The 26,553-nt window shown below is 53.5% G+C and carries 25 protein-coding genes; 10 read left to right on the forward strand and 15 right to left on the reverse strand.

The features are described from left to right. The first annotated feature begins 30 nt into the window (after positions 1–30). Positions 31–1,143 (forward strand): NADH:flavin oxidoreductase/NADH oxidase, encoded by a 1,113-nt coding sequence (locus WBJ47_RS00500; protein WP_422244541.1) that lies wholly within the window; start codon positions 31–33, stop codon positions 1,141–1,143. A gap of 73 nt (positions 1,144–1,216) precedes the next feature. On the opposite strand, the gene WBJ47_RS00505 is transcribed toward WBJ47_RS00500, so the two are convergent. Further along, complete coding sequence (locus WBJ47_RS00505; protein WP_422244542.1) at positions 1,217–1,699, reverse strand: YajQ family cyclic di-GMP-binding protein; 483 nt, start codon at positions 1,697–1,699, stop codon at positions 1,217–1,219. A 70-nt stretch (positions 1,700–1,769) separates the two neighbouring features. Here WBJ47_RS00505 and WBJ47_RS00510 point away from each other — a divergent pair, with 70 nt between their 5' ends. The 5 genes from WBJ47_RS00510 to WBJ47_RS00530 all read left to right on the forward strand — a co-directional run bounded on the left by WBJ47_RS00510 (position 1,770) and on the right by WBJ47_RS00530 (position 5,031). After that, positions 1,770–2,630 (forward strand): MOSC domain-containing protein, encoded by an 861-nt coding sequence (locus WBJ47_RS00510; protein ID WP_422244544.1) that lies wholly within the window; start codon positions 1,770–1,772, stop codon positions 2,628–2,630. 106 nt (positions 2,631–2,736) lie between these two features. Beyond that, positions 2,737–2,895, forward strand: coding sequence for a DUF5993 family protein (locus WBJ47_RS00515; RefSeq protein WP_422244546.1), 159 nt, complete (start codon positions 2,737–2,739; stop codon positions 2,893–2,895). Between the two features lie 9 nt (positions 2,896–2,904). Then, positions 2,905–3,501: a disulfide bond formation protein B gene (locus tag WBJ47_RS00520; RefSeq protein ID WP_422244547.1), complete on the forward strand. Its 597-nt coding sequence runs from the start codon at positions 2,905–2,907 to the stop codon at positions 3,499–3,501. 5 nt (positions 3,502–3,506) lie between these two features. Continuing rightward, positions 3,507–4,385 carry a peptidoglycan DD-metalloendopeptidase family protein gene (locus tag WBJ47_RS00525; protein WP_422244549.1) on the forward strand — a complete coding sequence of 293 codons (879 nt, stop codon included), beginning with the start codon at positions 3,507–3,509 and terminating at the stop codon, positions 4,383–4,385. Positions 4,386–4,416: 31 nt separating this feature from the next. Beyond that, entirely contained in the window at positions 4,417–5,031 is a 615-nt protein-coding gene (locus WBJ47_RS00530) for a histidine phosphatase family protein (protein WP_422244550.1), read from the forward strand. Here the strand turns inward: WBJ47_RS00530 and soxA are convergent. The 6 genes from soxA to WBJ47_RS00560 are packed head-to-tail and all read right to left on the reverse strand — an operon-like array spanning position 5,028 to position 9,741. Next, positions 5,028–5,813: a sulfur oxidation c-type cytochrome SoxA gene (soxA, locus tag WBJ47_RS00535; protein ID WP_422244551.1), complete on the reverse strand. Its 786-nt coding sequence runs from the start codon at positions 5,811–5,813 to the stop codon at positions 5,028–5,030. The two genes, WBJ47_RS00530 and soxA, sit on opposite strands and share 4 nt — an antisense overlap. Positions 5,814–5,864: 51 nt before the next feature. Next, complete coding sequence (locus tag WBJ47_RS00540; protein WP_422244552.1) at positions 5,865–6,197, reverse strand: thiosulfate oxidation carrier complex protein SoxZ; 333 nt, start codon at positions 6,195–6,197, stop codon at positions 5,865–5,867. After that, positions 6,194–6,646 carry a SoxY-related AACIE arm protein gene (locus WBJ47_RS00545; protein WP_422244553.1) on the reverse strand — a complete coding sequence of 151 codons (453 nt, stop codon included), beginning with the start codon at positions 6,644–6,646 and terminating at the stop codon, positions 6,194–6,196. The genes WBJ47_RS00540 and WBJ47_RS00545 overlap by 4 nt, the downstream gene beginning before the upstream one ends. Then, positions 6,643–7,056 carry a sulfur oxidation c-type cytochrome SoxX gene (gene soxX / locus WBJ47_RS00550; RefSeq protein ID WP_422244568.1) on the reverse strand — a complete coding sequence of 138 codons (414 nt, stop codon included), beginning with the start codon at positions 7,054–7,056 and terminating at the stop codon, positions 6,643–6,645. Before soxX ends, WBJ47_RS00545 begins: the two co-directional genes overlap by 4 nt. 38 nt (positions 7,057–7,094) lie before the next feature. Next, positions 7,095–9,284 carry a molybdopterin cofactor-binding domain-containing protein gene (locus tag WBJ47_RS00555; protein WP_422244554.1) on the reverse strand — a complete coding sequence of 730 codons (2,190 nt, stop codon included), beginning with the start codon at positions 9,282–9,284 and terminating at the stop codon, positions 7,095–7,097. Positions 9,285–9,294: 10 nt separating this feature from the next. Beyond that, the gene (locus WBJ47_RS00560; protein WP_422244570.1) at positions 9,295–9,741 is read right to left on the reverse strand and encodes a (2Fe-2S)-binding protein; all 447 of its coding nucleotides are present in this window, start codon (positions 9,739–9,741) and stop codon (positions 9,295–9,297) included. Positions 9,742–9,887: 146 nt separating this feature from the next. Between WBJ47_RS00560 and WBJ47_RS00565 the strand changes: the two genes are divergently transcribed. Further along, a complete protein-coding gene (locus WBJ47_RS00565; RefSeq protein WP_422244556.1) occupies positions 9,888–10,880 on the forward strand; it encodes an NADP-dependent oxidoreductase in 993 nt (330 codons plus the stop codon). 25 nt (positions 10,881–10,905) lie between these two features. Here the strand turns inward: WBJ47_RS00565 and WBJ47_RS00570 are convergent, their stop codons facing one another. Continuing rightward, a complete protein-coding gene (locus WBJ47_RS00570) occupies positions 10,906–11,370 on the reverse strand; it encodes a DUF1854 domain-containing protein (protein WP_422244558.1) in 465 nt (154 codons plus the stop codon). After that, the gene (locus WBJ47_RS00575) at positions 11,363–13,648 is read right to left on the reverse strand and encodes an ABC transporter ATP-binding protein (RefSeq protein WP_422244560.1); all 2,286 of its coding nucleotides are present in this window, start codon (positions 13,646–13,648) and stop codon (positions 11,363–11,365) included. The genes WBJ47_RS00570 and WBJ47_RS00575 overlap by 8 nt, the downstream gene beginning before the upstream one ends. 241 nt (positions 13,649–13,889) lie before the next feature. Between WBJ47_RS00575 and cphA (WBJ47_RS00580) the strand changes: the two genes are divergently transcribed. Both cphA (WBJ47_RS00580) and cphA (WBJ47_RS00585) read left to right on the forward strand, forming a co-directional pair. Further along, positions 13,890–16,046: a cyanophycin synthetase gene (gene cphA / locus WBJ47_RS00580; RefSeq protein WP_422244562.1), complete on the forward strand. Its 2,157-nt coding sequence runs from the start codon at positions 13,890–13,892 to the stop codon at positions 16,044–16,046. 50 nt (positions 16,047–16,096) lie between these two features. After that, the gene (gene cphA, locus WBJ47_RS00585) at positions 16,097–18,667 is read left to right on the forward strand and encodes a cyanophycin synthetase (RefSeq protein WP_422244563.1); all 2,571 of its coding nucleotides are present in this window, start codon (positions 16,097–16,099) and stop codon (positions 18,665–18,667) included. A 5-nt stretch (positions 18,668–18,672) separates the two neighbouring features. Here cphA (WBJ47_RS00585) and phaR read toward each other — a convergent pair whose 3' ends face one another. The 5 genes from phaR to WBJ47_RS00610 form a co-directional block, all read right to left on the reverse strand. Then, positions 18,673–19,242 (reverse strand): polyhydroxyalkanoate synthesis repressor PhaR, encoded by a 570-nt coding sequence (gene phaR / locus WBJ47_RS00590; protein ID WP_424585266.1) that lies wholly within the window; start codon positions 19,240–19,242, stop codon positions 18,673–18,675. Between the two features lie 73 nt (positions 19,243–19,315). Further along, a complete protein-coding gene (gene phbB, locus WBJ47_RS00595; protein WP_422242814.1) occupies positions 19,316–20,053 on the reverse strand; it encodes an acetoacetyl-CoA reductase in 738 nt (245 codons plus the stop codon). A 45-nt stretch (positions 20,054–20,098) separates the two neighbouring features. Then, positions 20,099–21,721, reverse strand: a complete 1,623-nt coding sequence (gene phaC, locus WBJ47_RS00600) for a class I poly(R)-hydroxyalkanoic acid synthase (RefSeq protein WP_424585267.1) — start codon at positions 21,719–21,721, stop codon at positions 20,099–20,101. 117 nt (positions 21,722–21,838) lie between these two features. Then, on the reverse strand, positions 21,839–22,627 hold the full coding sequence (pgeF, locus tag WBJ47_RS00605; RefSeq protein ID WP_422244074.1) for a peptidoglycan editing factor PgeF: 789 nt from the start codon (positions 22,625–22,627) through the stop codon (positions 21,839–21,841). Continuing rightward, positions 22,618–23,574, reverse strand: a complete 957-nt coding sequence (locus WBJ47_RS00610) for an RluA family pseudouridine synthase (protein WP_422244073.1) — start codon at positions 23,572–23,574, stop codon at positions 22,618–22,620. Before WBJ47_RS00610 ends, pgeF begins: the two co-directional genes overlap by 10 nt. A 53-nt stretch (positions 23,575–23,627) precedes the next feature. On the opposite strand from WBJ47_RS00610, the gene WBJ47_RS00615 reads away from it, so the two are divergent. Beyond that, the gene (locus WBJ47_RS00615) at positions 23,628–24,476 is read left to right on the forward strand and encodes an outer membrane protein assembly factor BamD (RefSeq protein WP_422244072.1); all 849 of its coding nucleotides are present in this window, start codon (positions 23,628–23,630) and stop codon (positions 24,474–24,476) included. Between the two features lie 7 nt (positions 24,477–24,483). Here the strand turns inward: WBJ47_RS00615 and WBJ47_RS00620 are convergent, their stop codons facing one another. Then, positions 24,484–26,472: an ATP-dependent DNA helicase gene (locus tag WBJ47_RS00620; RefSeq protein ID WP_422244071.1), complete on the reverse strand. Its 1,989-nt coding sequence runs from the start codon at positions 26,470–26,472 to the stop codon at positions 24,484–24,486. Positions 26,473–26,553: the final 81 nt, after the last annotated feature.

Consider the following 26,553-nt stretch of genomic DNA (forward strand, 5'->3'; position numbering starts at 1 on the left):
GCAGTCTCACAAAAACAAGGATACAGACACATGAGTCAGCTGTTTACGCCCATTTCAATCGGACCGCTTAGTCTTCCCAACCGCATCGTGATTGCCCCGATGTGTCAGTACTCCGCAGACGAAGGCAAAACAACCGACTGGCACATCATGCATCTTGGCCAAATGGCCATGTCTGGCGCAGGCTTATTGATTATTGAAGCGACAGCGGTCGAAGACATTGGTCGCATCACACATGGCTGTGTGGGCTTGTATTCGGATGAAACAGAAGCCGCGCTCAAAAAAACGATTGATATCGTGCGTCAGCAGGCCTCCATGCCCATCATGATCCAACTGGCGCACGCCGGTCGCAAGGGGTCTAGCGCGCGCCCCTGGGAAGGTGGTCAACTCGTCTCGCCACAGCAGGGTGGCTGGCAGCCAGTGGGCCCCTCCGCGATCCCTCACCTGCCGACTGAGGCGCCACCGCTAGCGCTGGACAAAGCAGGCCTGGCGCGCATCCGAGATGCCTTTGTTGAGTCTGCCAAACGGGCGCTGCGCATTGGGTTTGATGGCATTGAACTGCACGGCGCACATGGCTACTTGTTGCATCAATTTCTTTCTCCTATCGCCAATCAGCGGACCGACGAATATGGTGGCTCGCTAGCCAATCGCATGCGTTTTCCTCTTGAGGTGTTTGATGCCGTCCGCGCAGTGACGCCAAAGACGACCAGCCTGGGCATTCGAATTTCCGCAACAGATTGGGCTGAAGGTGGCTGGACGCCCGAAGAAAGTGTGGAGTTTTGCAATGTGTTGAAAGCACGCGGCTGCGACTTTATTGACGTGTCGAGTGGTGGCGTTTCCTCTCAGCAAAAAATCCCACTTGGACCCAAGTATCAGGTTCCCTTGGCAACGACCATCAAAAAAGGGACAGGCTTGCCCACTATGGCGGTGGGACTGATTACTGAAGCCAAAGAGGCTGAAGGGATCGTTGCTTCGGGTGAAGCTGACATGGTCGCACTGGCGCGCGGAATGTTGTACGACCCACGCTGGCCTTGGCACGCTGCGGCTGAACTCGGAGCCATTGTGCAAGCGCCCAAGCAATACTGGCGCTCTCAGCCGCGCGGCTTAACCGCGTTGTTTGGCGATGCAAAAACGGGCGGTCGATAAAGGCTCGTCTAGCAAGGCTCAAGCGCTTGCGTTTAACAACCGCCTGAGCCACTCAACTTCGAATTTCCGGGATTTAGTCCCGGAAATTGTTGAACTGCAGTGGTAAGGGGACATCGACCTTTTTCAATAACGCGATGGCTTCCTGGAGGTCATCGCGTTTTTTACCTGTGACGCGCAGTTTTTCACCCGTAATCTGCGTTTCAACTTTGAGCTTGGCCTCTTTCATCGCAGCAATCAATTTTTTCGAAATCGGCTGTTCGATTCCCTGTTTGATTGTCACTTTTTGACGGGCGCCACCCAAGTTTTCCAAGGGATCCGCAACGTCTATTGACCGCACATCAATCCCGCGCGCACTTAAGCGACTACGCAGAATATCCAGCATCTGTTTGAGCTGAAAAGCACTGGAGGCCACCTGAGTCACGACAAACTCATCCAGTTCGAACTTAGCATCCGTTCCCTTGAAGTCAAAGCGTGTCGAAAGCTCGCGATTGGCCTGATCTACGGCATTGGTCAACTCATGTTTATCGACCTCTGAAACCACATCAAATGAAGGCATAACGAAATCCTGACAGAAGTAAGAGCTTCATTTTAGAATAGAACGACCTTTGACAAATAGGAAGATCAGCATGCCAGACTGCACGGGCGTCATCAGCCAGATGTTCATTTACCCGATCAAGTCGTGCGCTGGCATCGAAATTTCGGAGTCGCCACTCCTGCATACAGGTCTATTGCACGACCGTGAATGGATGATCGTCGACCAAGAAGGGCAGTTTCTGACCCAACGTCAGATTCCCCATATGGTCTGGATCACACCGCGGCTCACTGGAGAAGCGCTCTACTTGAGCGCGCCCGACCACCAGGAGGTTCGGGTTGCGTTTGACCATGTTGGCACATCCAAACAAGTCACCGTCTGGCGCGATACGCTCCCGGGCGACGATATGGGCGATGAGGTTGCGGCATGGCTTGATGCCTTTTTAGCCGTGCCAGGCAAGCAATTTCGCCTAATCCGGTTTTCGCCACAGGCAAGCCGGCTCTCGGCAAAGGAATGGACGGGTGATCTTCATGCCCCCAATATGTTTAGCGATGGTTTTGCACTACTTGTCGTCACACAACGCGCACTCGAGGTGTTAAATGAGCGCCTGATAGCCGAGGGTTTTGAGGCAGTGGACATGTTGCGTTTTAGACCAAACTTGGTCTTAGAGGGGCTGGATGCGCATATCGAAGACGAACTCTCCCATCTTTTGCTACACACAGCCGCTGGAATGATTGACCTCCAACTGGTCAAGCCCTGCGGTCGCTGTCCGATCCCTAATATCGATCCTTACACCGCCACAAGCACCCCCGAAGTCATGGAGACGCTCTCGGCCTACCGTCGACTCGATCGTATGCATGATGCGATCTGCTTTGGTATGAATGCAATTGTCCGTTCGGGCGCTGGACAGACCTTGCGGGTCGGACAGCCTTTCCAAGCAGATTTTGCCGTTTGATCTTAAATATTCATCCTACAAAACATAACAGTCCTCTCTAGCGCACTGCTGAGTGTTAAGCTAATTAAGCGCCACCTGTGCCAGGCCCAACCAGGAAGTCACCCCCATGATTATGATGCTGCCCTTTTTAACTGCCCTCATTGCGATTGGCTTGACCATGCGTGGCGAAAGGACGCCCACTATCATCGCCTGGGGGATTACCTTTTTGATCTTTCTGGCGTGGCTCCAGTACCACATGACAGACACACTCAACATTTCCCTCTAAAGGTCGGTCATGGACTATTCAAGTCGTTCACAAAGCGCCGCCGGCCAGGGACTGTCTTTCTGGCTCAACGCGCTCGCTTTAGCCGCTGTTTGCGGTTCTTTGCTCGAAGCGTTTTATTGGCAGATATTTTTTAACGAGCTGCCCTGCCCGCTTTGCCAGCTGCAACGTGTCGCACTGACGCTTGCTGGGATCGGCATGATGCTCAATGTTCGCTTTGGCGCCTCACCCGTTCATTACGCCATCATTCTCGCCTCCGCCTTAGGAGGCGCTACGGCCTCTGGTCGACAAATCCTGCTACATATTGCGCCAGGCGATACCGGTTACGGCTCGACGCTGTTCGGGCTGCACTTTTATACCTGGGGCTTTATTTCCTTTGTCGTCATGATGGTGTTTTGCGCTGTGATGCTCTGCCTAGATCGAAATCAGCTCTCTGCCCCCCGCGTCCAGTTATCCAGCGCCTCTCGAGTGAATAAACGCATTGCCACGCTTCTGATTGGTCTCTTTTTTCTGATTACGGCGGCCAACCTCATCAGCGCCATCATGGTGTGTCAGTTTGGCTCGTGTCCTGACAATCCAACTCAGTATCTTTGGAAGTTTTGGCCTTGAATTGCATGCATGTCATTAAAGTTCGCGCACTCTGCTTGCTAGTTGCCTTTGCGGCGCTCATCGCACCGATGTTCGCAAGTGCAAATACCTTTTCTGCCGCTCAACTCAAGACCTTGAATCAGCCTGTTCCAGGGGGCGTCGCCATCGTGGATCTCTCTGGAGTCAACCCAAGCACCCAGAGCCCGCCCACAGCGCGTTATCTGGACAAGCCCGTACTGATCACGCGTTCCGACTCAGGAAGATGGATGGCCGTCGTAGGTATCCCGCTTTCAGCCAGCCTTGGCTCTCAAAGTATTGAGGTCGTGCAAGGCGGGAAAAAATCGATGCACGCCTTCACTGTTCGGGACAAAAAGTATCGTGAGCAGCGTATTACTCTCAAAACAAACAAACATGTCGACCTCAGTCCCGAGGACCTCGCTCGATACGAACGTGAAAAAAAACTGCAAGACGATGCGTATCAAGTGTTTAGTCCGCAGCAGCCTAGCAATTTGCTCTTAGATCGCCCAGTCAAAGGTCCCTTATCAAGCCCGTTTGGACTCAAGCGTTTCTTTAATGATCAGCCCCGTGCGCCGCACTCTGGACTCGATTTTGCAGTACCAACAGGCACACCTGTGCAGGCGCCAGCGGCGGGACGTGTTATTTTGGTCGGTGATTATTTTTTTAATGGCAAAACCGTCTTTGTCGATCATGGCCAAGGCATGATCAGTATGTTTTGTCACTTATCCACCATCGACGTTAAGCCCGGTGAACGCTTAGTGCGCGGTCAGGTACTCGGCAAAGTCGGTGCAACAGGTCGTGTGACCGGTGCTCATCTCCACTGGAACGTCAGCCTGAATGATGCACGCGTAGACCCCGCCATTTTTATCAGTATGTTCACGCCCTAATCCTCGATGAGAAGGGTACAAGGAAGAGGCAATGTCGATTATTTTTATTCGCCACGGTGAAACACTGCTCAATGCAGCGCGCACGATTCAGCCTGCTGATACACCTCTCGCTCCTCGCGGCCTCGCACAAGCCGAGCACATGGCCGCACGCGTGCGCGCACTCAAGCCAGCCGCTATTTTGGCAAGCGATATGCCGCGCGCCTGGCAGACTGCGGAGGCGATTAGTCGCCAGACAGGGCTCCATCCCGTCAGCACAGACTTGCTATGGGAACGCAATTTTGGCGACCTGCGAGGAGTCTCGCATGACTCGCTGAGCTTTAACGCCATGGAAATGCTCGAAGCACCTGCGAATGGAGAGTCGATGGCTGATTTCCATGCCCGCATCACTCAAGCACTAGCCTTTGCTGCTTCGCATAGAGCGTGTATTGATGGGCCACTGATTGTGGTGAGTCACGGCTTAGTGATCAAAGCGTTGCTAGAAAACAATGTCGACCTTGGACCGCACGCCTTACCCGAACGCATTGGCAACACATCTCTGACGATCATCTCAGCTCAGTCGCCTCATCGCGCCGAGCTCGTGAACTGCACAGCGCATTTAGTGGGCACTGGACTCGCCGAGGGTGAACACAGCCTGTCAGGTGGCTAAGGCCGCACACCTGGCGTTTCAAGCGGCATGCCACGTGCGCGCCACATCAAAAAAAGTTCGAGTTGGACCAACTCTTTCGCGCCCAGAGCATAGGGCTCCGCACGCACGCCCGTCATACAGTTTCGCAAACGTCGTTGTAACGATCCGACCGTCTGCCATTCGAGTCTATAAATCGGGTACCCCGTTGGATGCGCCTCAGGAATAAGATTCCCACCGAGTTTGAGGCCCGCCCGCTCTGCGTGACATTGCGCACACGATAAGTTGAGCTGCCCGATACGCTGCTCAAATAAACGCTGACCTGCTTCGAGATCAGCAGCATTCACGGGGGTTCGCTCGACAGTAATCGGCATACCTTTGGAGGCCTGTCCCAGGTAGCTCGCCAAGGATAGCAAGGGTTTGCTTTCCAGTGGCAGTGATGCAGCCTCTTGCTTATTTTGACGACACATGTTGATCTGGCCTTCTAGGCTCAGCAGTGTGTGATGGACGACTTTTGGAAAGCTCGCAGCAACACCCCTCATTGAGACGGCAGCATCACCGTGACACTGGGCACAGGCCATATTTTTTTTACCTGCTGGTGCATTCCAAAGTGTTTGGCCATCCAACACCCAAAAGGTCGCAGGATTGAGTGCTTCATCGTCCTGCATCGCACGCGTCTCAGGAGACATGAGCCAGTAGCTGGATTGACGCTTAAGCTGGGTCGGCTGTGTCGCAGGCTCTTTAGGCTGGGCATGTGCAAAAGACATGCCCAAGCACAAGTGAATCAGGCACACAAACCGAACCATTGCGCCCATCCTCATTGCGCCCCCTGCTCCACTTGAAAATAAAGGCTCACACTAGCCCGTCACAGTCAGTTGACTCGTGACACTCGAGGCATAACCGTTATCGCCTGTCCACTTGAATTCGAGCGTGCCCGTCTGCGTGGCGACGGTATAAAAACTAAACGTAGGATTGGCGCCTACGGCAGGATGCAACTCGGCACGAAACACTTCAACGCCATCATAGGTGCAGATAAAATCACGAATGATATCTCTGGGGACCTGCACACCACGATCGGTATGTCTAAAGCCAGACTCCATATCATGCTGAACAATCACGCGGATCGATACAACCTCACCCTTGGTGGCAGTTTTAGCCATCGACACAACGGTACGCGAGGTCTTGCTCATACGAGTACCTCCTCGGTACAGGCAGCCAACGTCACGAGAACTTCTGCAGAGCCTTGCCAGAACGACCCGTCGCTCATCTCTGCGACGGCCCAAAGGCGCTGTGAAGTTTGCAACCTGATACGCGTTGCCACCTGCGCACGACCCGCGCGCGCACCAAAATAAAAACTAACGATATTTGGCAGAGGATTTCCCTCGGCAATGACGTGAATCGCCTTAACGAAGTCAGTCGCTGTCATAGGACTGTCTACCGAAACACTCATAGGCACCAGATTGCCGTTTTCCACCAGAGGCGATATTTCTAAATTGACACGCCCCATCCTTGGCTGAGCGTTGCCAAGAATTTTTTTAATGGCCTGCGTGGCCTCCGCGGGTGTGGCTTGCGCCTTCAACCAGGGAACGATGCTCGTCGCCCCCATGACTGCAATAAATGCTCTGCGACTTGTACTCATTGTTTTAAGCTCACTAAAAAAGCCACAACATCTTCGATTTCCTGCGCAGTCAACATCGTCTTGTTTGCGAACTGCGGGGCAATACGCACGCCGTGATCTCGACTGAAATACGGTGGCATGATTGTGTTGGGATTAAAGCGACTCGCATCTACAAGTCTTGCCCGAAGCTGGCCTTCTGAAAGTTTGGCTGCGCTTGCTGCCAAATCAGGCGCCAGATTCCCCTGAAATCGCTCTTCAGGAAACGGACCGCTGTGACAAAGAATACACAACCCACTTTGACGGCTTAAAACAATCACGCGCCCCCGAACAGGATCTCCGGGGGCACCTGACAGGGAGTCGACAATGACCTCCCCGCTTGTGATCTTTTGCTCAAGCTGCTGAGCGAGAGTGATAGATGGTGCTGCCAACACAAAACACGCTGCCAAACACCAATTTATCACTCGCTGCGTCATACCAAGGTAAAACCACTTTTCTTCAAAGGTACATCACGCAAACGCTTGCCTGTTGCACTGAAAATAGCATTCAGCACTGCGGGTGCGGCCACGCAAATCGTAGGCTCACCAATGCCACCCCAAGCTTTTCCGCCACCCTGAATAATGATGGTTTCAACCTTAGGCATCTGGGCCAGGCGAATTGAGTTAAAAGTGTCAAAGTTCTTTTGCTCAACGCGACCGTCTTTGATCGTGCACTCTTCCTCAAACAAGGCGGACAAGCCATACACGAAGGAGCCTGATACCTGGCGCTCAATCTGTGCAGGGTTGACGGCATAACCGCAATCCGTTGCCGCCACGATGCGATGGATCTTGACCTTGTTGCCGTCTGTGACAGACAGCTCACACGCTGCAGCCACGTAGCTACCAAAAGCCATCATCTGCGCAATACCGCGGTGCACACCCTTAGGTGCGGGTTTGCTCCAGCCAATGCCCTCTGCTGCTGCATTCATTGCAGCGAGGTTACGCGGGAATTTACCCATGTATTGGCGACGGAACTCAACTGGATCCATACCGGCCTCGTGCGCCAGCTCATCCATAAAGCATTCGATGAAGATCGCGTTTTGGTTCACGTTCACACCCCGCCAGAAACCGGGAGGCACGTGCGTGTTGCGCATCGCATGATCGATCAACTGATTGGGGAATTCATATCCAATGGCGTGCTCGCCACCTTCCATGACACCCTGGAACACCAAAATGTCACGGCCTTTGTCTTTTTCCACAATCGCTGGACGAACAGCCGCCAAAATTGACTGGCCAGACAAACGCATATGCACACCGGTCAGCTTTTTGTTGGCATCAAACGAGCCGGTCATTTTGCACATCATGACGGGATGGTAGCGTCCCTGCGTCATGTCTTCTTCGCGTGTCCAGATCAGTTTGACAGGCACACCAGGCATTTGCTTGGCAATATTGACAGCCTGTGTGGTGTAGTCCTGAAAAGCGCCACGACGACCGAAGCCACCACCTAAGTTGATTTTGTAGACATCGCACTTATCCGCTGGCAAACCAGAGGCCGCGATCACCGCAGCCAATGAGGCCTCGCCATCCTGGGTCGGGACCCACGCTTCGCAACGCTCTGGCGTCCACTTGGCCGTGGCGTTCATGACTTCCATCGGTGCGTGATTGAGGAAGGGATAAAAATAGGTCGACTCAATCTTTTTGGCTGCGCCTGACAAGGCAGCTTTGGTGTCGCCACGCTGGTTGCCCACAAAGGCCTGCTCAGCGGTCAGTCCCTCTTTGAGCATCGCAGCAATCGATGCGCTGGAGACTTTTGCATTTGGACCCTCATCCCAAACGATGGGCAACGCATCCATCGCAGTCTTGGCGACCCAAAATGTTTCAGCCACAACCGCAACAGCGGAGTCACCGACTTGCACCACTTTTTTCACGCCTTTCATGCCTGACACTTTGCTGGCATCAAAGCTCTTGATCTTGCCACCAAAGACGGGGGACTCTTTAATCGTCGCCACCACCATACCTGGCAAGGTCAAGTCCATACCGTAGATTTGCTTGCCAGTGACTTTGTCAGCAAACGTATCAATCCGCTGCACCGACTTACCGATAATTTTCCAGTCTTTTGGGTCCTTGAGGGGAATGTCTTTGGGCACGGACAACTTGGAGGCGGCCTCAGCCACTTTGCCATACGTTGTTTTACGACCCGTCGCCTTGTGTGTAATCACACCCTCGGACACTTGGCACTCTGCGATCGGCACTTTCCAGCCATCCGCAGCGGCCTGAACCAGCATCATGCGTGCAGCTGCACCGCCCTGACGCACATACTGTTCGGAGGTGCGAATGCCGCGACTACCGCCCGTGGAAAATGAGCCCCAAGGGTTTTTACGCTTGAGACTTTCACCAGGAGTCGGGTATTCGGTCGTGACATTTTTCCAGTCACATTCGAGTTCTTCGGCCACCATTTGTGCCAGACCGGTGATGGTGCCCTGACCCATTTCGGAGCGCACCACGCGCACGATCACTTTTTCATCTGGTTTGATGACAACCCACACACCGATTTCAGGTGTGGCGCCAGCAGCTTGTGCCAGGCTGCTAAAAGGAAACTGCAAGCCCAAGGCCAGACCAGTACTGACGGCAGTCGTGCCGACAATAAAATGTCTGCGGGAAGGATTCGGGACGCGAGCATTCATGTGAGACCCCTTAAGCTTTAGCAACTGAGTGAATCGCGGCGCGAACTTCCTGGAAACTTCCGCAACGACAAATATTTGTAATCGCCATATCGATGTCCGCATCAGTAGGCTTTGGATTTTTAGCGAGCAAATCTGTCGCAGCCATCAACATGCCTGCCTGACAGAAACCGCACTGAGGAACCTGATGATCGATCCAGGCCTGTTGCAATTTGGTGAGCTTGCCATCCGTTGCAAGACCTTCGATGGTCTGCACGCTTTTGCCCTCTGCTGCGCTCACAGGGATGACGCACGAGCGAATGGCTTGACCATCGAGCATGACGGTACAGGCACCACACTGCGCCACACCACAGCCATATTTCGTACCAGTCAATCCGACTTGCTCGCGAATCGCCCATAACAAAGGGGTGCTTGGATCCACATCAATGCTGTGCGATTTGCCATTGACGGTCAGTTTTATAGCCATTTGGGAACTCCCAGTGTGGTGTTTAATTGTCTCGAAACGAGTTGCAGCGAATACTTTATTCTCCATGTATAAAGTTACTACTCCGCGCCCCTAAACACCGCTTGGTGCATACCCTATATTCCACCGGACATATCGCCCCTATGCGCAACCAACAGATCATTCTTGCTAGCCGACCCGATGGATGGGTCACACCTGCGAACTTCTCTTTGAGAGAGACGGAAATCCCCTCTCCCGGACCTGGTCAGGTCCTGATTCAAAACCACTGGTTATCACTTGACCCCTATATGCGTGGCCGAATCTCAGAAGCTAAATCCTATGCGCGCGGCGTCAACGTAGGCGAACTCATGGTGGGAGCCACTGTTGGCCAAGTCATCGCCTCCAATACACCTGCTTTCGCAGTCGGTGACACTGTGCTCGCGGCGACTGGCTGGCAATTATTTGCAACCATGGATGCAAGCGCCGTCACCTTGATTCGCACGGATCATGTCAGCCCCTCCGCTTATCTGGGTGTGCTCGGAATGCCTGGCATCACAGCCTGGACGGGACTCATCGATATTTGCCAGCCCAAAACAGGTGAAACCGTGGTGGTGGATGCCGCATCCGGAGCGGTGGGTAGCGTGGTGGGACAGCTCGCCAAACTGAACGGCTGTCGCGTCGTCGGCATCGCAGGCGGACCGGAAAAATGTCGCTATGTGACCCAGGAACTCGGCTTTGATGTCTGCGTCGACCACCGCTCCGCTCACTTTGCTGCTGAACTCGCGGCGGCCCTGCCCTCAGGGATCGACTGCTTGTTTGAAAATGTAGGCGGAGCGATTTTTGAAACACTGCTGACGCACATGAACGTTGCCTCGCGCATTGCGCTCTGCGGCATGGTGTCAGAGTTCAACCGCGAACCGCATGCGTACCGAACCCTTCGCTCCATCTTGATCAACCGCATCCGTATCCAAGGCTTTATCGTGTCAGACAAGCTCGAGACATGGCCGGCTATCAGAGAAAACCTTTACCAGTTAGTCGTCGCGGGAAAACTCAAGTTTCGAGAATCTATTACAGAAGGACTCGCCAAGGCACCAGAGGCTTTTGTCGGTCTTCTGAAAGGTGAAAATTTTGGTAAACAGCTCATCAAGCTGACTTGAGCAGTGCTTAAAAGGAAACAGTGCTTTAGAGGAAACGATCCAAAATGCGGCGACTGTGTTTGTCGAGTTGCTGCATGTCCGCCACGTAAAAGCGCAGGCCGTGACTATCCGTAATGATGAGTGTGCCACCATTGAGGCGACGGATATCTTCCTCGCCTTTTAGGATAAATTTAGTCGGACCTCGATCCGTGACGACTTCCCAAGTGCTGGGTGTCGAATACGTGGAAACCTTGGTCAATTGCTGGATCACCGGCATGACTTCGCGCGAAGCGATTTCTTCGTTGACCAGCGCGCGGATATCTTCGGGCACCTCAGCAAGGCGTTCGATCCAGAGTACTTCCTTACCCTCGGTGCTCATCAACGCGACAAACTCTTGTGGCGATTGAACAGGATACGCACGCACGGGAATGACGCCCTCATGCATCGTGCCATCGGAGAGGCTCAACACAAGTCTTCCGGCTAAGTTACGCGTCAGTTGAAAATCATCCATTGCTGGCCTCGCTTGCAACGGGCAGAGGAGGCTCCGCATCCACCTGTCGCGTCTGTGCTTCATACAGTGCATGATAGGCACCACCGCGGGCGAGCAGATCCTCGTGATTGCCAATCTCAACCACTTGTCCGCGATCAAGCACCACCAGACGGTCGGCTTTACGCAACGTACTGAGTCTATGTGCAATCGCAATCGTTGTGCGACCCTGGATCAAGTTGTCCAGCGCTTCCTGAATTTCCATTTCAGTGGTGGTGTCAACCGACGAGGTCGCTTCATCGAGGATCAGAATGCGAGGGTCGATCAGGAGCGCGCGGGCGATGGAGATCCGTTGCCGCTCACCACCCGACAAGGCCTGACCGCGTTCGCCCACTAAAGAATCGTAGCCTTGTGGCAGTCTTAGAATAAATTCGTGCGCGCGGGCGGCTCTGGCAGCTGCGATCACTTCTTCGCGCGTGGCACTCGGCTTACCGTAAGCGATGTTTTCGGCAATCGTGCCGAAAAACAAAAAAGGCTCCTGAAGCACCAAACCAATATTGCTTCGGAAAGAGTTGAGCGAATAAGAACGAATATCCACACCGTCTACACGGATGCCACCTTCGGTCACATCATAAAAACGGCAAATCAGATTGACCAGAGAGCTCTTGCCGGAGCCGCTATGACCCACCAAACCAATCATCTCGCCTGCGCCAATGCTCAAATTGACATTGCGCAACACAGTCCGGCTACCGTAGCGAAATCCCACGTTACGGATTTCGATACGACCTTCCATGCGTGTGAGCGGAACCGGGCGCTGCGCATCCGGTACGCTTGAAACATGATCCAAAATATCAAAGATTCGCTTGGCGCCAGCCGCAGCCTGCTGGGTGTAAGTCACGATCCGGCTCATGGAGTCCAGACGGGTATAGAAACGGCCAATGTAAGCAAGAAAAGCCGCTAAGACGCCTACGCTGATTGCGCTGGAGGCAACCTGAGTAATACCGAAAATCCATACCACCAGCAAACCAATCTCAGTCAAAAACGTCACGGTTGGCGCAAACAACGCCCAGACTTTGTTGATGCGATCGTTCACGGCTAAATAGCGATCGTTCGCTTCGCGAAAGCGGGCGACTTCACGCTTTTCCTGCGCAAACGCCTTGACCACGCGAATGCCGGGAATGGTGTCGGCCAATACGTTAGTCAGCTCGCTCCAAGAACGATCGACTTTTTCAAAACCAAAGCGCAAACGATCTCTAACAAGATGAATCATCCAGATGATGACTGGCAAGGGCACCAGAGTCGTCACGGCAAGCCAGGGGTCAATCGATAAAAGAATCGCAGCCGTCATCAGAATCATCAACACATCGTTGACGAAATCCAAAAAGTGCAAGGATAAAAACAGGTTGATGCGATCGGTTTCGCTGCCGATTCGGGCCATCAAATCGCCGGTACGTTTCCCGCCAAAAAACTGTAGGGATAAAGTCTGCAGATGATTGAAGGTTGTGGTGCGCAGATCGGCACCCATTCGCTCGCTGACCCAAGATAACAAATACGTTCGCGCCCAACCCAGCAACCATGCCAGCAAAGCTGCCACCACCAAACCTGTCAGATAAAGGGTCACTAAATCGTAGTCAATTGGCTTGCCATTCTGAAAAGGAATCAGAATGTCGTCCATCAGCGGCATCGTGAGATAAGGCGGGACGAGCGAAGCGGCAGTCGACATGAGCGTCAACAGCAAACCCACCAACAATGGCACTCGGTAGGGCTTGGCAAACCTGGCAAGACGAAGCAAAGCCCAAGTATCACTTGGACCCGTTGGCTTAGCCTCACACACTGCGCACTCGTCTTGATCTGGAGCAAAAGGCGTTCCGCAGGCAGGACAGGCGGCTGCGTCAACGACAATTTCAGCTTGGGGGTCGCGCAGCTTGGTTTGTAAGTTGCTAAACAATTCGACCATTCGTGCGACGGCGGGAACCATACCAAGCGTATGACGCCAAATACCCAGCCGAGTCGAGCCGTCAAATAATTCTATCGAACCCACACCGGCATGATCACGATGCTGAAACGACTGGGCAATGGACACTGTCCAAACCAGCCAATCCGAGGCACCCGGGGCTCGTGCAAACAAACGTCGCGACGACAACACGAGCGCGCCAGAGGCAAAGTAAAGACGTTCGTCTAAATCAGGCTCTAACCAAGCGATCACGTGCTCACCCGGCTCTAGCATCGCCGTCAGTGTGTCTGACCAGCTGCTTGGCATGGATGGGCTGAGTGAGTGCTCAGAGGATGAGAGAGGTGTCATTGCTGCGACAGAAGGGGCTCGTCAGTCTGAAACGCCGACTGCAACAGAAAGCTGTTCATTGGGGAAATTTGGCTTGGCTCAAAAATGTGTTCACATTGCAAGTATAACTAGCATATGCGTCTTGCATTGAACCATCCGCGACTTAGGCGCTGCCAACCCCCCCTTTTTGCTGCGATAATGACACATGCACGGCGTTGTGCAGCGCAACAAACCATTACTTCTGCAGCCTAAACTGTTTCTTATGAGCACATGTGACATCTCGACTCAGCGCATTATCCATTTGCGCGGGCCGAATATCTGGACCTACCGCCCAGTGATCGAGGCTTGGATACAGTTTGACGGCTTTCAGGCACTGCCCGCCGCAACGATGCGTGCTGCCTATGAGCGCTTGTGCCAAGCCCTCCCCTCGCTCACACATCCAGGTCCCGGCATCGAAGCGTCCAGGGACACACCTTCTTTGCTAGCCTCGGGAATGTGGTCTCCTCACTTGCTCGAGCACCTCACACTCGTCTTGCAGCAACGCGCAGGCATGCCAGGAGGTTTTGGCCAAACGCGCCCCACCTCCAAACCCGGCCTCTTCAAAGTCGTCGTGCGCGCGTGGCACGAAATCGTGACGCAGCAAGCGCTGAAATTCGCGCGCGCCCTGATCCTCGATTCTCTCAGTGATCAACCGCTTGACGTCCGCCACATGATCGATGCGTTACATGAGCTTCGTCTGCTTCATTGCTTGGGCCCCAGCACCGCTTGCATTGTCGATGCTGCGGATGACCGTGATATCCCTGCCATCAGGTTAAGTGCTGGCAATCTTTTACAGCTGGGCTACGGTGTCAATCAGCGCCGCATCTGGACTGCAGAAACAGACAACACGGGCGCCATCGCTGAGACCATCTCTCGCGACAAAGATCTGACTAAAAGCTTGCTTCAGTCCTGTGGTGTGCCTGTACCGATCGGCCGAGAGGTCTCCAGCGCCGAAGACGCCTGGGACGCAGCACAAGATTTAGGGCTGCCTGTCGTAGTCAAACCCAGTGATGGCAATCATGGTCGAGGCGTTTTTACAAACTTGTCCACTCTCGAGGAAATCAAGCGAGCTTATTGTGTCGCGATTGAGGAAGGCTCAGGGGTTCTGGTTGAGCAATTCATTCGTGGCAATGAGCACCGGCTTCTCGTGGTGGGTGGCAAACTCATCGCAGCCGCCAAAGGACAGCACGCCTGCGTCACGGGTGATGGCAAACAAAGCATCCGAACACTGATTGATACTCAACTCAATGCAGATCAACGCCGTGGACACGAAGAAGATCAGCCCCTTAATTTTGTCAAACTAGATGCCGCTGCCACACTTGAAATTGAGCGACAAGGCTTTACACCTGATGACGTGCCTCTAGCAGGCCAAGAGATTACGATTCAACGTAACGGCAACGTTGCCTTTGACTGCACCGAAGAGGTTCATCCAGAGGTGGCAGCCGTTGCTTGCACTGCAGCCCGAATTGTGGGTCTCGACATCGCGGGCATCGACTTGGTCGCCGTTGATATCTCCAAACCTCTCGGTGCGCAACAGGGCGCCATCGTTGAAGTCAATGCAGGTCCTGGCTTGTTGATGCACCTCAAGCCCGCGCAGGGCAAAGCACGTCAAGTCGGCCGCGACATCGTGGGTTACACCTTTCCACCCGGTGATATGGCGAGGGTCCCTGTCGTTGGCATTACTGGCACACGCGGCAAAACACTGACAAGCAAACTTCTTTTCAAGCTTCTTTCTTTGCATGGCTGGAGAACTGGGCTGGCCTGCAGTGATGGCTTGTTCGTCAACCAGCGCAGATTACACGCCGGCAACTGCGCAGATCATGCAAACGGTCGACGCATACTGTTAAACCGTGAAGTTGAAGCGGTCATTATCGAAAATGGCTGCAAACAAATTTTGACTGAAGGCCTTGCCTACGAGCGTTGCGAGGTTGGCGTCATTACCAACGTAGATTGGACCGAAGATCTTGCCGCATATGAGATCCGCGACGAGCTTGATCTGATTAACATTTACCGCACTCAGATGGACGTGGTGCTTCCACATGGCATGGCTATCCTGAATGCCGATGACCAACGCGTCATGGCCTTGTCTCAATTTTGTGACGGTCGCGTCACACTCTTTGGCAGTCAGGCCAATCTGCCCGCTCTTGTCACCCATATTGCCAATGGTCAGCGCGCAGTCTTTATCGATCACGGCCAACTGATTTTGGCCGAGGGCTCGGTTCGCCGAAATCTCTGTACGATGGCCTCCATTCCGGTCACGCAACAAGGTACTCGCCATGAGCACATCAGTAGTGTGCTCGCTGCTGCTGCTGCAGCCTGGTCGCTCGGATTAAGTCCTGAGCTGATCGAAGCAGGTTTGATTGCTTTTGAACTGAACTAATCTGATTCATCCACTACACTCGTCCAACCTCCTCATCCTCAGGAATCTAAATGGAAGTTTCTAGAATTCGCGCGCTACGTGGTCCTAATTTATGGAGTCGCCACACTGCCATCGAAGCAGTTGTGACGTGTTCAGGCGACGAAGCTGACCTGGATCAGATGCCCGGTTTCGTCACACGACTGCGAGCACGATTTCCAGAAATCAAGCCCCTGCGTCCTTTTGGACATAAAGATCCGATTACAGTGGCGCACGCGATTGAAGCGATTGCACTTGGTTTGCAAGCCGCAGCGGGCTGCCCGGTTGCCTTTGGTCAAACAACCTCAACGCCTGAGCAAAATGTCTTTCAAATTGTCTTTCAATATACCGAAGAGCCTGTCGGTCGACGCGCCCTCGAACTCGCAGAGAGTTTGTGTCAGGCCGCGCTAGACGACACTGCCTTTGATATCAAACAAGCGCTCGCTGAGCTGCGCGAACTCGACGAAGACGTTCGCCTCGGCCCAAGTACTGGATCCATTGTGGATGCCGCGGTTGCTCGGGGTGTGCCTTATCGTCGTCTGACTGAGGGTAGCTTGGTCCAGTTTGGTTGGGGTAGCAAACAAAAACGCATCCAAGCCGCTGAAACCAGCAGCACCAGCGCAATCGCAGAAGCCATTGCCCAGGACAAAGACCTGACCAAAATGTTGCTGCAAGCCGCTGGCGTGCCAGTTCCCCAGGGACATGTCGTGACCAATTCAGATGATGCTTGGGAAATCGCCAACCAAATCGGTTTGCCGGTTGTCGTCAAGCCTCGCGATGGTAATCAAGGCAAAGGCGTTGCAGTCAACATCGAAACGCGCGAACAGCTCAACAAAGCCTTTGACGTTGCCTGCACAATCAGTCGCGATGTCATCATTGAGCAATACATTCCCGGTCACGACTTTAGAATGCTGGTGATCGGCAACCAACTCATCGCAGCCGCCAGACGTGATCCACCAAGCGTCATCGGTGATGGTCAACATACGATTGCCCAGCTCGTTGAGACGGTTAACTTAGACCCCTTGCGCGGCGATGGTCATGCCACAGCACTAACTAAAATTCGCTTGGATGATATTGCTTTAGCCACGCTGGCCAATCAAGGCTTAAACGCCCAATCCGTTCCAGAGAATGGTCAGCGTATTTTGTTGCGCAACAATGCCAACCTGAGCACAGGTGGCAGCGCAACGGATGTCACGGATGAGGTGCACCCTGAACTAGCCGCCCGCATGGTGACCGCTGCGCAAATGGTCGGACTCGATATTGCGGGTGTCGACCTCGTAGCAGAAACTGTCGTCAAGCCCATGGAAGAGCAGCGCGCCGGAATTGTCGAGATCAATGCCGCTCCCGGCCTGCGTATGCACCTCAGCCCCTCGTTTGGTAAAGCGCGGCCCGTGGGTGAAGCGATCGTATCGACCATGTTCGCCGATGGAGATAACGCCCGCATACCAGTGGTCGCTGTCGCCGGCACCAATGGGAAAACCACTACCGTCAGACTGACCGCACATTTACTCGGTGCAAGCGGCAAACGCGTTGGCATGACCAACTCTGACGGTGTCTATATCGAGCATCGCTGCATCGACACTGGAGACTGTAGCGGACCGCGTAGTGCACGCAATGTACTCATGCACCCTGATGTCGATGCCGCAGTATTTGAAACGGCGCGTGGCGGGATTTTGCGAGAGGGATTAGCATTTGACAAGTGCGACGTGGCCATCGTGACCAACATTGGCATGGGCGATCACCTCGGTATGAATTTCATCACGACGGTCGATACACTTGCGTTAGTCAAACGCGTCATCGTTCAAAACGTAGCGCCTCATGGCACAGCCGTGCTCAACGCCATGGATCCCATGGTCATCAAAATGGCCGAAGTTTGTCCGGGCTCCGTGACGCTTTTCTCAAGTGACCGCCAACACCCCGCCCTCAACACGCATCGCGCCCAAGGCAAGCGGGTGGTGTATCTCGATGGAGACAATATTGTCGCGGCTGAAGGTAGTACTGAGCACCGACTCGCGCTAAAGGCGATTCCACTGACGCGCAACGGTAGCATCACCTTCCAAAATGAAAATGCGATGGCCTCAATCGCTGCAGCATGGGCACTGGGCATCGACTGGCAAACAATTGCCACCGGTCTCTCAACCTTTGTGAATGACGCTCAAACGGCACCAGGGCGCTTTAACGTGTTTGATTATCGGGGCGCCACGGTCATTGCTGACTACGGACATAATCCAGATGCGATTCAGGCACTGATTCAAGCGATTGAAACGATGCCGGCCAAGCGCAGAATGGTCGTGATTAGTGGTGCAGGCGATCGTCGCGATGAAGATATCGTGCGTCAAACTGAAATTCTTGGCGAAGCGTTTGATCAGGCAATTTTGTATCAGGATCAATGCCAGCGTGGCCGAGAGGATGGTGAGGTGCTCGCGCTTTTGCAGCAGGGGCTGGTCAATGTCTCACGCACAAAAGACATCGTCGAGATCAGAGGCGAGTTTTTAGCAATCGATACTGCACTTGCCAAATTAGAACCTGGTGATCTCTGTTTGATTTTGATCGACCAGGTGCAAGAGGCTTTGGATCATATTGCCCTGCGCGTCAAGCAGGGCTAAGACCTTTAGTTTTTTCCTTTCTCGCCCGAGGTTCCGGGCGGGAAAGGAAAGGTCGAGAACATGGCACGTGTCTGATCTTGCATTTTGTCCTGCATCTGAGAAAACAGGCTTTTGCTCTGTTCCACATAGCTATTCATCATGTTTTGTACCATGGGAGTCTGGGCGGTCATAAATTGCGACCATGCTTCCGGTGCAAACTGATTAGTGCCGTACAGGCCTTTTGACTGATCGGCCATGCGCTCCTGAATCTCCATAAACCCCTGGATGTTTTTCTCAAGATACGTTCCCATCATGCCTTGCATGGCGTGGCCATAAAAGCGAATCACTTGTGCCAACATCGTTGAAGAGAACATTGGCATACCGCCACTTTCCTCTTCGAGAATGATCTGGAGAAGAATGCTACGCGTCAAATCTTCGGATGACTTCGCATCCACCACTTTGAACAACTCATTTTCCAACACCAACTGCTTGACATCCGCAAGCGTGATGTAGGTGCTGGTCTGCGTGTCGTACAAGCGTCGATTTGGATATTTTTTAATCAGGCGTGCGGATGCGCCTGCTGCTGCTTCAGTCATTACTGTCCCCAGATCTATTGTCTATTTAACTGCTTTGTTCATTCGTTACTCAACACTCAGACTGTCAAACAGCTTAACCCATGTGTAAACCGCCATTTAGAGAAAAGTCTGCGCCGGTCGAAAAGCCAGATTCTTCAGAGGCGATCCAATTGATAATCGAAGCAATTTCCTCTGGTCGTCCCAAGCGCTTGACAGGAATAGTCGAAACAATCTTTTCAAGCACATCCGGGCGAATCGCCCGCACCATGTCAGTCCCGATATAGCCCGGTGAAACAGTATTGACCGTAACGCCCTTGCTGGCGACCTCGAGCGCAAGCGACATCGTAAAGCCATGAATCGCGGCCTTGGCTGTTGCATAGTTGCACTGACCAAACTGTCCCTTTTGACCATTCACAGAACTGATATTAATAATACGCCCAAAACCACGATCAGCCATGCCGTCGATGACTTGCTTAGTCACGTTAAATAGGCTGTTGAGGTTGGTGTCCATCACAGCACGCCAATCATCAGAGGTCATTTTACGAAAAACACCATCTCGTGTGATGCCAGCGTTATTCACCAAAATATCGACTGGACCGTGTTCAGCCACTACTTTTTTAAACGCGGCTTCGCAAGAGTTCCAGTCGGAGACGTTTCCTACAGAAGCATAAAAGGTATAGCCCAACGCAGCTTGTTCGTCGATCCACTGCTGGTGGTCGCGACTCGGACCACAGCCCGCAATCACTGTCATGCCTTCTTTGGCCAATCGCTGACAAATCGCGGTACCAATTCCACCCATTCCACCCGTAACATACGCAATCTTTGCACTCATATTGAATCTCCGAAGTTATCCTGCACAACATGCATTGAACTGAACTTAGACTGCCCTGACCTTAACGTAGGAACCTGGTGCTTCCTCAAGTACGTGATACGGCGCTCGACCAGCTTGCTTGGGTGCACGCACACGCTTACCACTGTGTGTGCTCAGCCACTCGACCCAAGTTGGCCACCAACTACCGGGCTTTTCGACGGACTGCTGGTCCCACTTATCCGGATCCTTGAGATCAGCCTTTGAAGTGCCCACCCAATAACTTCGTTTATTTTTAGCAGGCGGATTAATCACACCTGCAATATGACCAGATGCGCCCAACACAAACGTCTTGTCACCCGAAAATAAAGACAAGGTCGCAAAGGCCGAACGCCAAGGCACGATGTGATCCTCACGCGAAGCATAAATAAACGCAGGGATCTTCACTTTGTGCATATCGATCGGCACGCCGCAGCAGGTCAAGAAGTTGGGCTGACAGAGTTTATTTTCTAAATAGGTATGACGGAAATACCAAGTAAAAAATGGGCCCGGTAAATTCGTTCCGTCGCTGTTCCAAAATAACAAATCAAATGCGACCGGCGTTTCGCCTTTTAAATAATTGGAAACGACATAATTCCACACGAGCTCATTTGGACGCAGAAATGAAAAGGTCGATCCCAATTCTCGGGCGGACATGAAGCCACCCTGGCCGATTTGTCCCTCGCGTAATTTTGCATGTTGTTCATCGACAAACACGCCGAGCGAACCCGTATCATGAAAATCCACCATGGCAGTCAACATCGTAACCGCCGCGACTGGCTCCTCTCCCCGGGCTGCAGCAACGGCAAGCGCCGTTGCGAGCATTGTTCCGCCAACACAAAAACCGAGCGCGTTGATTTGAGGCTGCTTAGAAATCGTTTGCGTGACCTCAATGGCCTTGAGAATGCCGTGCTCTAAATAATCATCCCAAGTCGCCTGAGCCATCTCATCGGACTCTTCTGGCAAAGGATTGCGCCAAGACATCAAAAAAACCGTCAAGCCCTGCTCGACCAAATAGCGGACCAAGGAATTTTCTGGCTGCAAGTCAAGAATGTAAAATTTGTTGATACAAGGAGGCACTAGCAAGATCGGTCGTTGAAACACCGTGGGCGTGCTTGGGGCGTATTGAAGCAACTGAAAATAGGCGTTTTGAAACACCACCGAACCTGGCGTGGTTGCGACATTTTCACCAAGCTTAAATTTAGTCTCATCTGTTTGGGTAATACGACCTTTTTGCAGATCTGACAGCAGGTTTTGCATGCCTGCCACAAGCGTCTCCCCCCCAGAGTCCACCAAGGCGGCCTGTGCTTCTGGATTCGTGGCTAAAAAATTAGCGGGCGACAAGGCATCCAGCCACTGGCTAATCGAAAACTCTAGACGGTTTTTAACGTCTGGCTCTGCCGCAGAGGCAGACACCATGCGGCTCATGGCCTCTGCAGACAGCAAATACAAATGCGCCATCATTAAGTGCGGTGGGCTGCTCGCCCATGCCGGCGCCGCAAAGCGTCTGTCCTTGAGAGGGGTCAAATGACCATCAGCAGCGTCTTTAGAGATACGTTGCCACCCCTCCAAAAAATCATGTTGAATCTTGGCGAGCGCTTCGGGAGAGAGGCTAGCTGGAGGCACCCAGCCTTCAGGAAATGGGAAATTCAAATCGTGACCTTTATCAGCACGTAGCGACCCAATCCTGCGCTGCATTAGAAAGATTGTCAATCAGGGGAAACGGACGCAAATCGGGACTGTTGATCGATTTGTGATTTTTAACAATGCTTATGACTGATGTGAGACCATCCACGCGACCGTTGCCATCCGTCCGGTTTGACGATCTCGCCGATAAGAAAAGAATTGCTTAGGGTTGGCAGCCGTGCAGCAATGACTCTGCTCAACATCCCTGACACCCATACGGTGAAGACGTAACTGGGCAAGCCCTGCCAGATCGAGCCTCCAGCGCTCAGCCATCTCGGGATCGGCAAAACAGAGGTCTGGCTGCAACGCGAGTTCAGCCGCAAAGGCATCCCGAACGTCAGCCCCCACTTGAAAGGCTGCGGCGCCAATACCTGGGCCGATCCAAGCTCGCCATCCTGAGCCTTTTGGCTGTTTGCGCAGCATGAGTGCAAGAGTTTCCTCAAGAACGCCTGCGGCAAGGCCCTTCCAGCCAGCGTGGGCGGCTCCCAGCACAGAACCACGATCATCCGACAGCACAACAGAGAGACAGTCTGCAGTCAGCACTGCCAGTACTCGCTCTGGGCAGGTCGTCACAGACGCATCGGCCTCAAGAAGAGGCAAATTGGGTGCAAAAATGCTCACATCATCGGCATCGACGACACGCACACCATGCACTTGCTTGAGCCAAGCTGGCTCCGAAGGAAGCTGTTGATTGAGCAGTTGTCTATTCGCTAACACGACCTCTGGAACATCACCAGCACCTAGGCCTAAGTTAAAGGTGTCAAAAGGTGCGGTACCCAGCCCCCCCTGCCTAGTTGTGCAAAAAGCCCTAACGCCAGACCAGGCGCGCGCGGGCCGCACAACAGCAAGAGAGCCTTGGGTATTTATTTCCATTGAATCTGCTCTTGGACGCGCAGCATATCTTCAGCGGGCGAAGCGGTAAACGCCACCTCGTCGCCTGTACCCGGATCTTCGAAACGGAGTTGAAAGGCGTGCAGCATCTGGCGATTGGCGTCTCCAATGATCCGCCCTCCATACTGCGTGTCACCCAGCAGGGGATGGCCAAGGCTGGCCAAATGGACACGAATCTGATGGGTGCGTCCCGTTTCCAGGCGACAACTGACCTGAGAAATATTAGAGTCGTGATACTCACCCACACGCATCAGCGAATAATGGGTGATCGCGGCTTTGGGCGCGCTGGGGCGCTCGACAGCCATGCGCACGGGCACGCGTGGATCGCGACCAATAGGACGATCAACGGTCCCCACACCCAGCATGCGCCCATGGGCAAGGGCGAGATACTCGCGTCCCATCGTGCGTGCCTGGAGTTGACGCACCAAATGTGTTTGAGCGACCTCATTCCTGGCCACGACCAACAAACCGGAGGTGTCCTTGTCCAGACGGTGAACAATACCTGCGCGTGCCACCTGCGCCAGCTCAGGATAGCGATAAAGCAAGCCATTTAATAGCGTGCCACTCCAGTTGCCCGCACCGGGGTGTGTGACTAAGCCGACCGGTTTGTTGACGACAATCCAGTCAGGGCTCTCACCCATCACCTCAAACTCAATGGGCTCTGGCCTGAACGCCCCCTCCTCAGGGGAAGGCTGTTCATAGACGGTGATAATGTCGTCTTCTCGCAGGTTCTGGCGCACACGGGCAACCTTGCCATTAATCAGCACGTGGCCACGCTCAATCCAGGTCTGTATCCGGCTACGGGAGTGCTGGGGAACTAATTGCGCCAGCACTTTATCCAGACGTTCCAGAGGCATTTCATCGGTGACCCGAAAAATCTGCGGCTCGTCGTCAGGAAGGGTATCTTCAGAAATAGGGTTATCAGGCATTTCGACTCGTCTTATAATCAGTTGAGAATGCTAACACCAAGGATCATCTCGTGATGAGTCGTACCGCCATTTCTTTTCTTCCCACCCTCTCGCTGAGCCAAGTAATCAGCCGGGTTTTATTGATGTTTGCCGCTCTGGCGCTGATTTCTGGCTGCGGAACCAAGGCCCCAGAATACGACCCGACGGCCAACTGGAACGCTGAGCGACTGTTCCAAGACGGTAAAACAGAGATGAACTCTGCTAATTGGCGTGTAGCCAAGGAGCGGTTTGCCGCAGTGGAGGCACGCTTTCCTTTTGGCGTCTACGCTCAGCAAGCCCAGATCAACTTGGCTTATTGCCAATGGAAAGACAAAGAACCCGAGCTGGCTATTGGAACATTGACACGCTTTCAGCAACAGTATCCCGGCAATCCTTCAATGGATTACGTCTTGTACCTCAAGGGTTTGGTTAATTTCACACCACCTAGCGCCGTTTTTTCGAGTATTACTCGCCAAAATCCAGGCGAACGCGATGTGCGTGCCCTGCGCCAGTCCTTTGCCGCCTTTACTGAGTTGGTTCAGCAATATCCAGAGAGTCGTTACACACCTGATGCACGCAAACGCCTGAGCTGGTTGGTTAACACAATGGCCGAAAACGAAATGACCATCGCGCGTTTTTACTATGACCGCTTCGCCTATGTCGCGGCCATCAATCGCGCGCAAAGCGTCATTACTGACTATCAGGGTGTACCCGCCGCTGAGCCCGCGCTCTACATTATGATGATGTCGTATGAAAAGCTGGGCATGACAGAGTTGCGCAACGACACTGAACGGGTGCTCTTGCAAAACTTCCCAAAGACAACACTGATCAGTAACGGCTTTCCCAACAAATACAGCGCCTGGAATCCTTTGCGCTTGTTCTGATGAAGCTTCAATCAGCCGGCGCCTCGCTGTGGCGTTGATAGAAAGCAACGGCTTCTTCAACGTCACGCGTTCTGGCAAAAGGCGGTAAGCCCCGCCAAAGCTGTTTGCCATAGGGCTTATCGACGAGTCGAGTATCCCCGACCATCAACACACCCCAATCAGTTTCTGTGCGAATGAGGCGCCCCGCCCCTTGTTTGAGGGCAATCGCAGCCTCAGGTAACTGATACTCCATAAATGGATTCCCGCCGCGACTCCGGCAAGCTCTGATCCGGGCCTCGAGCACCGGATCATCGGGCGGCGCAAAAGGAAGCTTGTCGATCGCCACGAGCGTGAGTCGATCTCCCGCCACATCAATCCCCTCCCAAAAGCTAGCGCTCCCCACCAACACAGCATGATCCAGTGTGCGGAAACGTTCGAGCAAATCTCTGCGTGTGCCATTGCCCTGCCGCATAATGGGCCACGTCAATCCAAGCTGATCGTAGGCATCGGCGAGCAAGCTCGCGACCCGCTCAACTGCGCGCAAGGTCGTACATAACACCAAGGCCCCTCCCTGACTGGCCTGAATGAGAGGCATCAAGGTCTCAACAAAGGCGGGCAAAAATTCGGGGGATTGTGGTGCGGGAAGCGTCCTGGGCACAAATAATAAGGCTTGATTGGCGTAGTCAAAAGGCGACTCTAGCCGCATGGTCTCTGCTTTTTCGAGTCCCAGACGAGAGGTGAAATGAGAGAAGTCTCCATGAACAGAGAGCGTCGCGGAGGTAAAGACCCAAGCTTGACCACCTTGCCGGTAGCGTGAAAACGCCTCTGCAACAGAAAGTGGTGCTGCGTGCAGACGAACATGATGCAAGCCTAACTCCACCCATCGTACGACCTGCTGGATGTCCTCAATAGGCCCCTGACTGCTGCGGCCGGGCTTGCCCCACGTGGACAAGCGTTCAGCAAGCTCGTGGCCACTACGGGCCGCCGCTGCCAAATCTGGATGCTTTTCCTCCACGCTTGAAAGCATACTCGCGATTTCATCCAGTGCCGTCTGCAACACCTCACGCGCCGCATCGAAACCCTCAGGAGAGGGAAACGCCTCAAAGGTCACTCGGCGGGAGGGCATTTTTTCAAGGCCGGCACAATTTAATCTGAGCTCTTTGGTGGCATGCTCAAGCCGGCGCGCCTGCTCGGACCAATTGGTCAATTCACGCGCATGCGCAAGTCCGGCTGTTTCAACGAGCTTGGACAAGTCCAGTAACTGATGGGTCGACACGCTGGTGCCAAGAAATCGTGTCGCCGTGTCGGGAAGCTGATGTGCCTCGTCAAAAATGACGGTATCTGCCGCAGGCAGCAGATCTGTGATGCCTTCATCACGTAACATCAAATCCGCCATAAACAAGGCGTGATTAATCACCACCACATCGGCCTCTTGCGCTTGACGGCGCGCTTTGAGAACAAAGCAATCTCGAACGTTTGGACAGTCTTGTCCCAAACAATTTTCACGCGTAGAGGTGACACGCTGCCAGATTTCAGCGTCTTCGGGCACTGAGGGTAGATCGGCGCGATCACCCGTGCTGCTTTGCTGAGAAAAAGTTTGAATATGCCTGAGCTGTTGCACCTCGCCGCGCGAATGCAAGGCGCGATCCTCGCCTTGGAGACGCTCTAAGTGATAGTGGCAGACATAATTGCCGCGTCCCTTGAGCAGCGCAATTGAGGCGGGTAGACTCAAGGCCTCGCGAACCTTAGGCAGATCACGTGCGAACAATTGATCTTGCAACGTGCGGGTGCCGGTCGACACAAGAACCTTGCCGCCGCCCAGCAAAGCAGGCACTAAGTACGCCCACGTTTTACCGGTCCCAGTGCCCGCCTCCGCGACAAGTGTTGATCGCTCAGCAATCGTACGCTCGACCGCTTGCGCAAGTTCGATCTGGGAAGATCGGACACGAAAGCCAGGAGACATGCTGGCCAACGGGCCATCAAGAGAAAAAAGCTCGGAAATTGTAGGTTCTTGCATAAAGGACACCAAAGGGCAAGCCGGATCATACCCCGTTGAAACAGAGCGGATTTCACTGTTGTGGCAAAATCATCCGTTTGC

Source organism: Zwartia sp., assembly GCF_049655405.1.
Taxonomy (GTDB): Bacteria; Pseudomonadota; Gammaproteobacteria; order Burkholderiales; family Burkholderiaceae_B; genus Zwartia.

Bases quoted from the DNA above. Each gene is read 5' to 3' on its own strand.
- WBJ47_RS00500 (WP_422244541.1), top strand. From the start codon at position 31: ATGAGTCAGCTGTTTACGCCCATTTCAATCGGACCGCTTAGTCTTCCC.
- WBJ47_RS00505 (WP_422244542.1), bottom strand. From the start codon at position 1,699: ATGCCTTCATTTGATGTGGTTTCAGAGGTCGATAAACATGAGTTGACC.
- WBJ47_RS00510 (WP_422244544.1), top strand. From the start codon at position 1,770: ATGCCAGACTGCACGGGCGTCATCAGCCAGATGTTCATTTACCCGATC.
- WBJ47_RS00515 (WP_422244546.1), top strand. From the start codon at position 2,737: ATGATTATGATGCTGCCCTTTTTAACTGCCCTCATTGCGATTGGCTTG.
- WBJ47_RS00520 (WP_422244547.1), top strand. From the start codon at position 2,905: ATGGACTATTCAAGTCGTTCACAAAGCGCCGCCGGCCAGGGACTGTCT.
- WBJ47_RS00525 (WP_422244549.1), top strand. From the start codon at position 3,507: ATGCATGTCATTAAAGTTCGCGCACTCTGCTTGCTAGTTGCCTTTGCG.
- WBJ47_RS00530 (WP_422244550.1), top strand. From the start codon at position 4,417: ATGTCGATTATTTTTATTCGCCACGGTGAAACACTGCTCAATGCAGCG.
- soxA (WP_422244551.1), bottom strand. From the start codon at position 5,813: ATGGTTCGGTTTGTGTGCCTGATTCACTTGTGCTTGGGCATGTCTTTT.
- WBJ47_RS00540 (WP_422244552.1), bottom strand. From the start codon at position 6,197: ATGAGCAAGACCTCGCGTACCGTTGTGTCGATGGCTAAAACTGCCACC.
- WBJ47_RS00545 (WP_422244553.1), bottom strand. From the start codon at position 6,646: ATGAGTACAAGTCGCAGAGCATTTATTGCAGTCATGGGGGCGACGAGC.
- WBJ47_RS00555 (WP_422244554.1), bottom strand. From the start codon at position 9,284: ATGAATGCTCGCGTCCCGAATCCTTCCCGCAGACATTTTATTGTCGGC.
- WBJ47_RS00565 (WP_422244556.1), top strand. From the start codon at position 9,888: ATGCGCAACCAACAGATCATTCTTGCTAGCCGACCCGATGGATGGGTC.
- WBJ47_RS00570 (WP_422244558.1), bottom strand. From the start codon at position 11,370: ATGGATGATTTTCAACTGACGCGTAACTTAGCCGGAAGACTTGTGTTG.
- WBJ47_RS00575 (WP_422244560.1), bottom strand. From the start codon at position 13,648: ATGACACCTCTCTCATCCTCTGAGCACTCACTCAGCCCATCCATGCCA.
- cphA (WP_422244562.1), top strand. From the start codon at position 13,890: ATGAGCACATGTGACATCTCGACTCAGCGCATTATCCATTTGCGCGGG.
- cphA (WP_422244563.1), top strand. From the start codon at position 16,097: ATGGAAGTTTCTAGAATTCGCGCGCTACGTGGTCCTAATTTATGGAGT.
- phaR (WP_424585266.1), bottom strand. From the start codon at position 19,242: ATGACTGAAGCAGCAGCAGGCGCATCCGCACGCCTGATTAAAAAATAT.
- phbB (WP_422242814.1), bottom strand. From the start codon at position 20,053: ATGAGTGCAAAGATTGCGTATGTTACGGGTGGAATGGGTGGAATTGGT.
- pgeF (WP_422244074.1), bottom strand. From the start codon at position 22,627: ATGGAAATAAATACCCAAGGCTCTCTTGCTGTTGTGCGGCCCGCGCGC.
- WBJ47_RS00610 (WP_422244073.1), bottom strand. From the start codon at position 23,574: ATGCCTGATAACCCTATTTCTGAAGATACCCTTCCTGACGACGAGCCG.
- WBJ47_RS00615 (WP_422244072.1), top strand. From the start codon at position 23,628: ATGAGTCGTACCGCCATTTCTTTTCTTCCCACCCTCTCGCTGAGCCAA.
- WBJ47_RS00620 (WP_422244071.1), bottom strand. From the start codon at position 26,472: ATGCAAGAACCTACAATTTCCGAGCTTTTTTCTCTTGATGGCCCGTTG.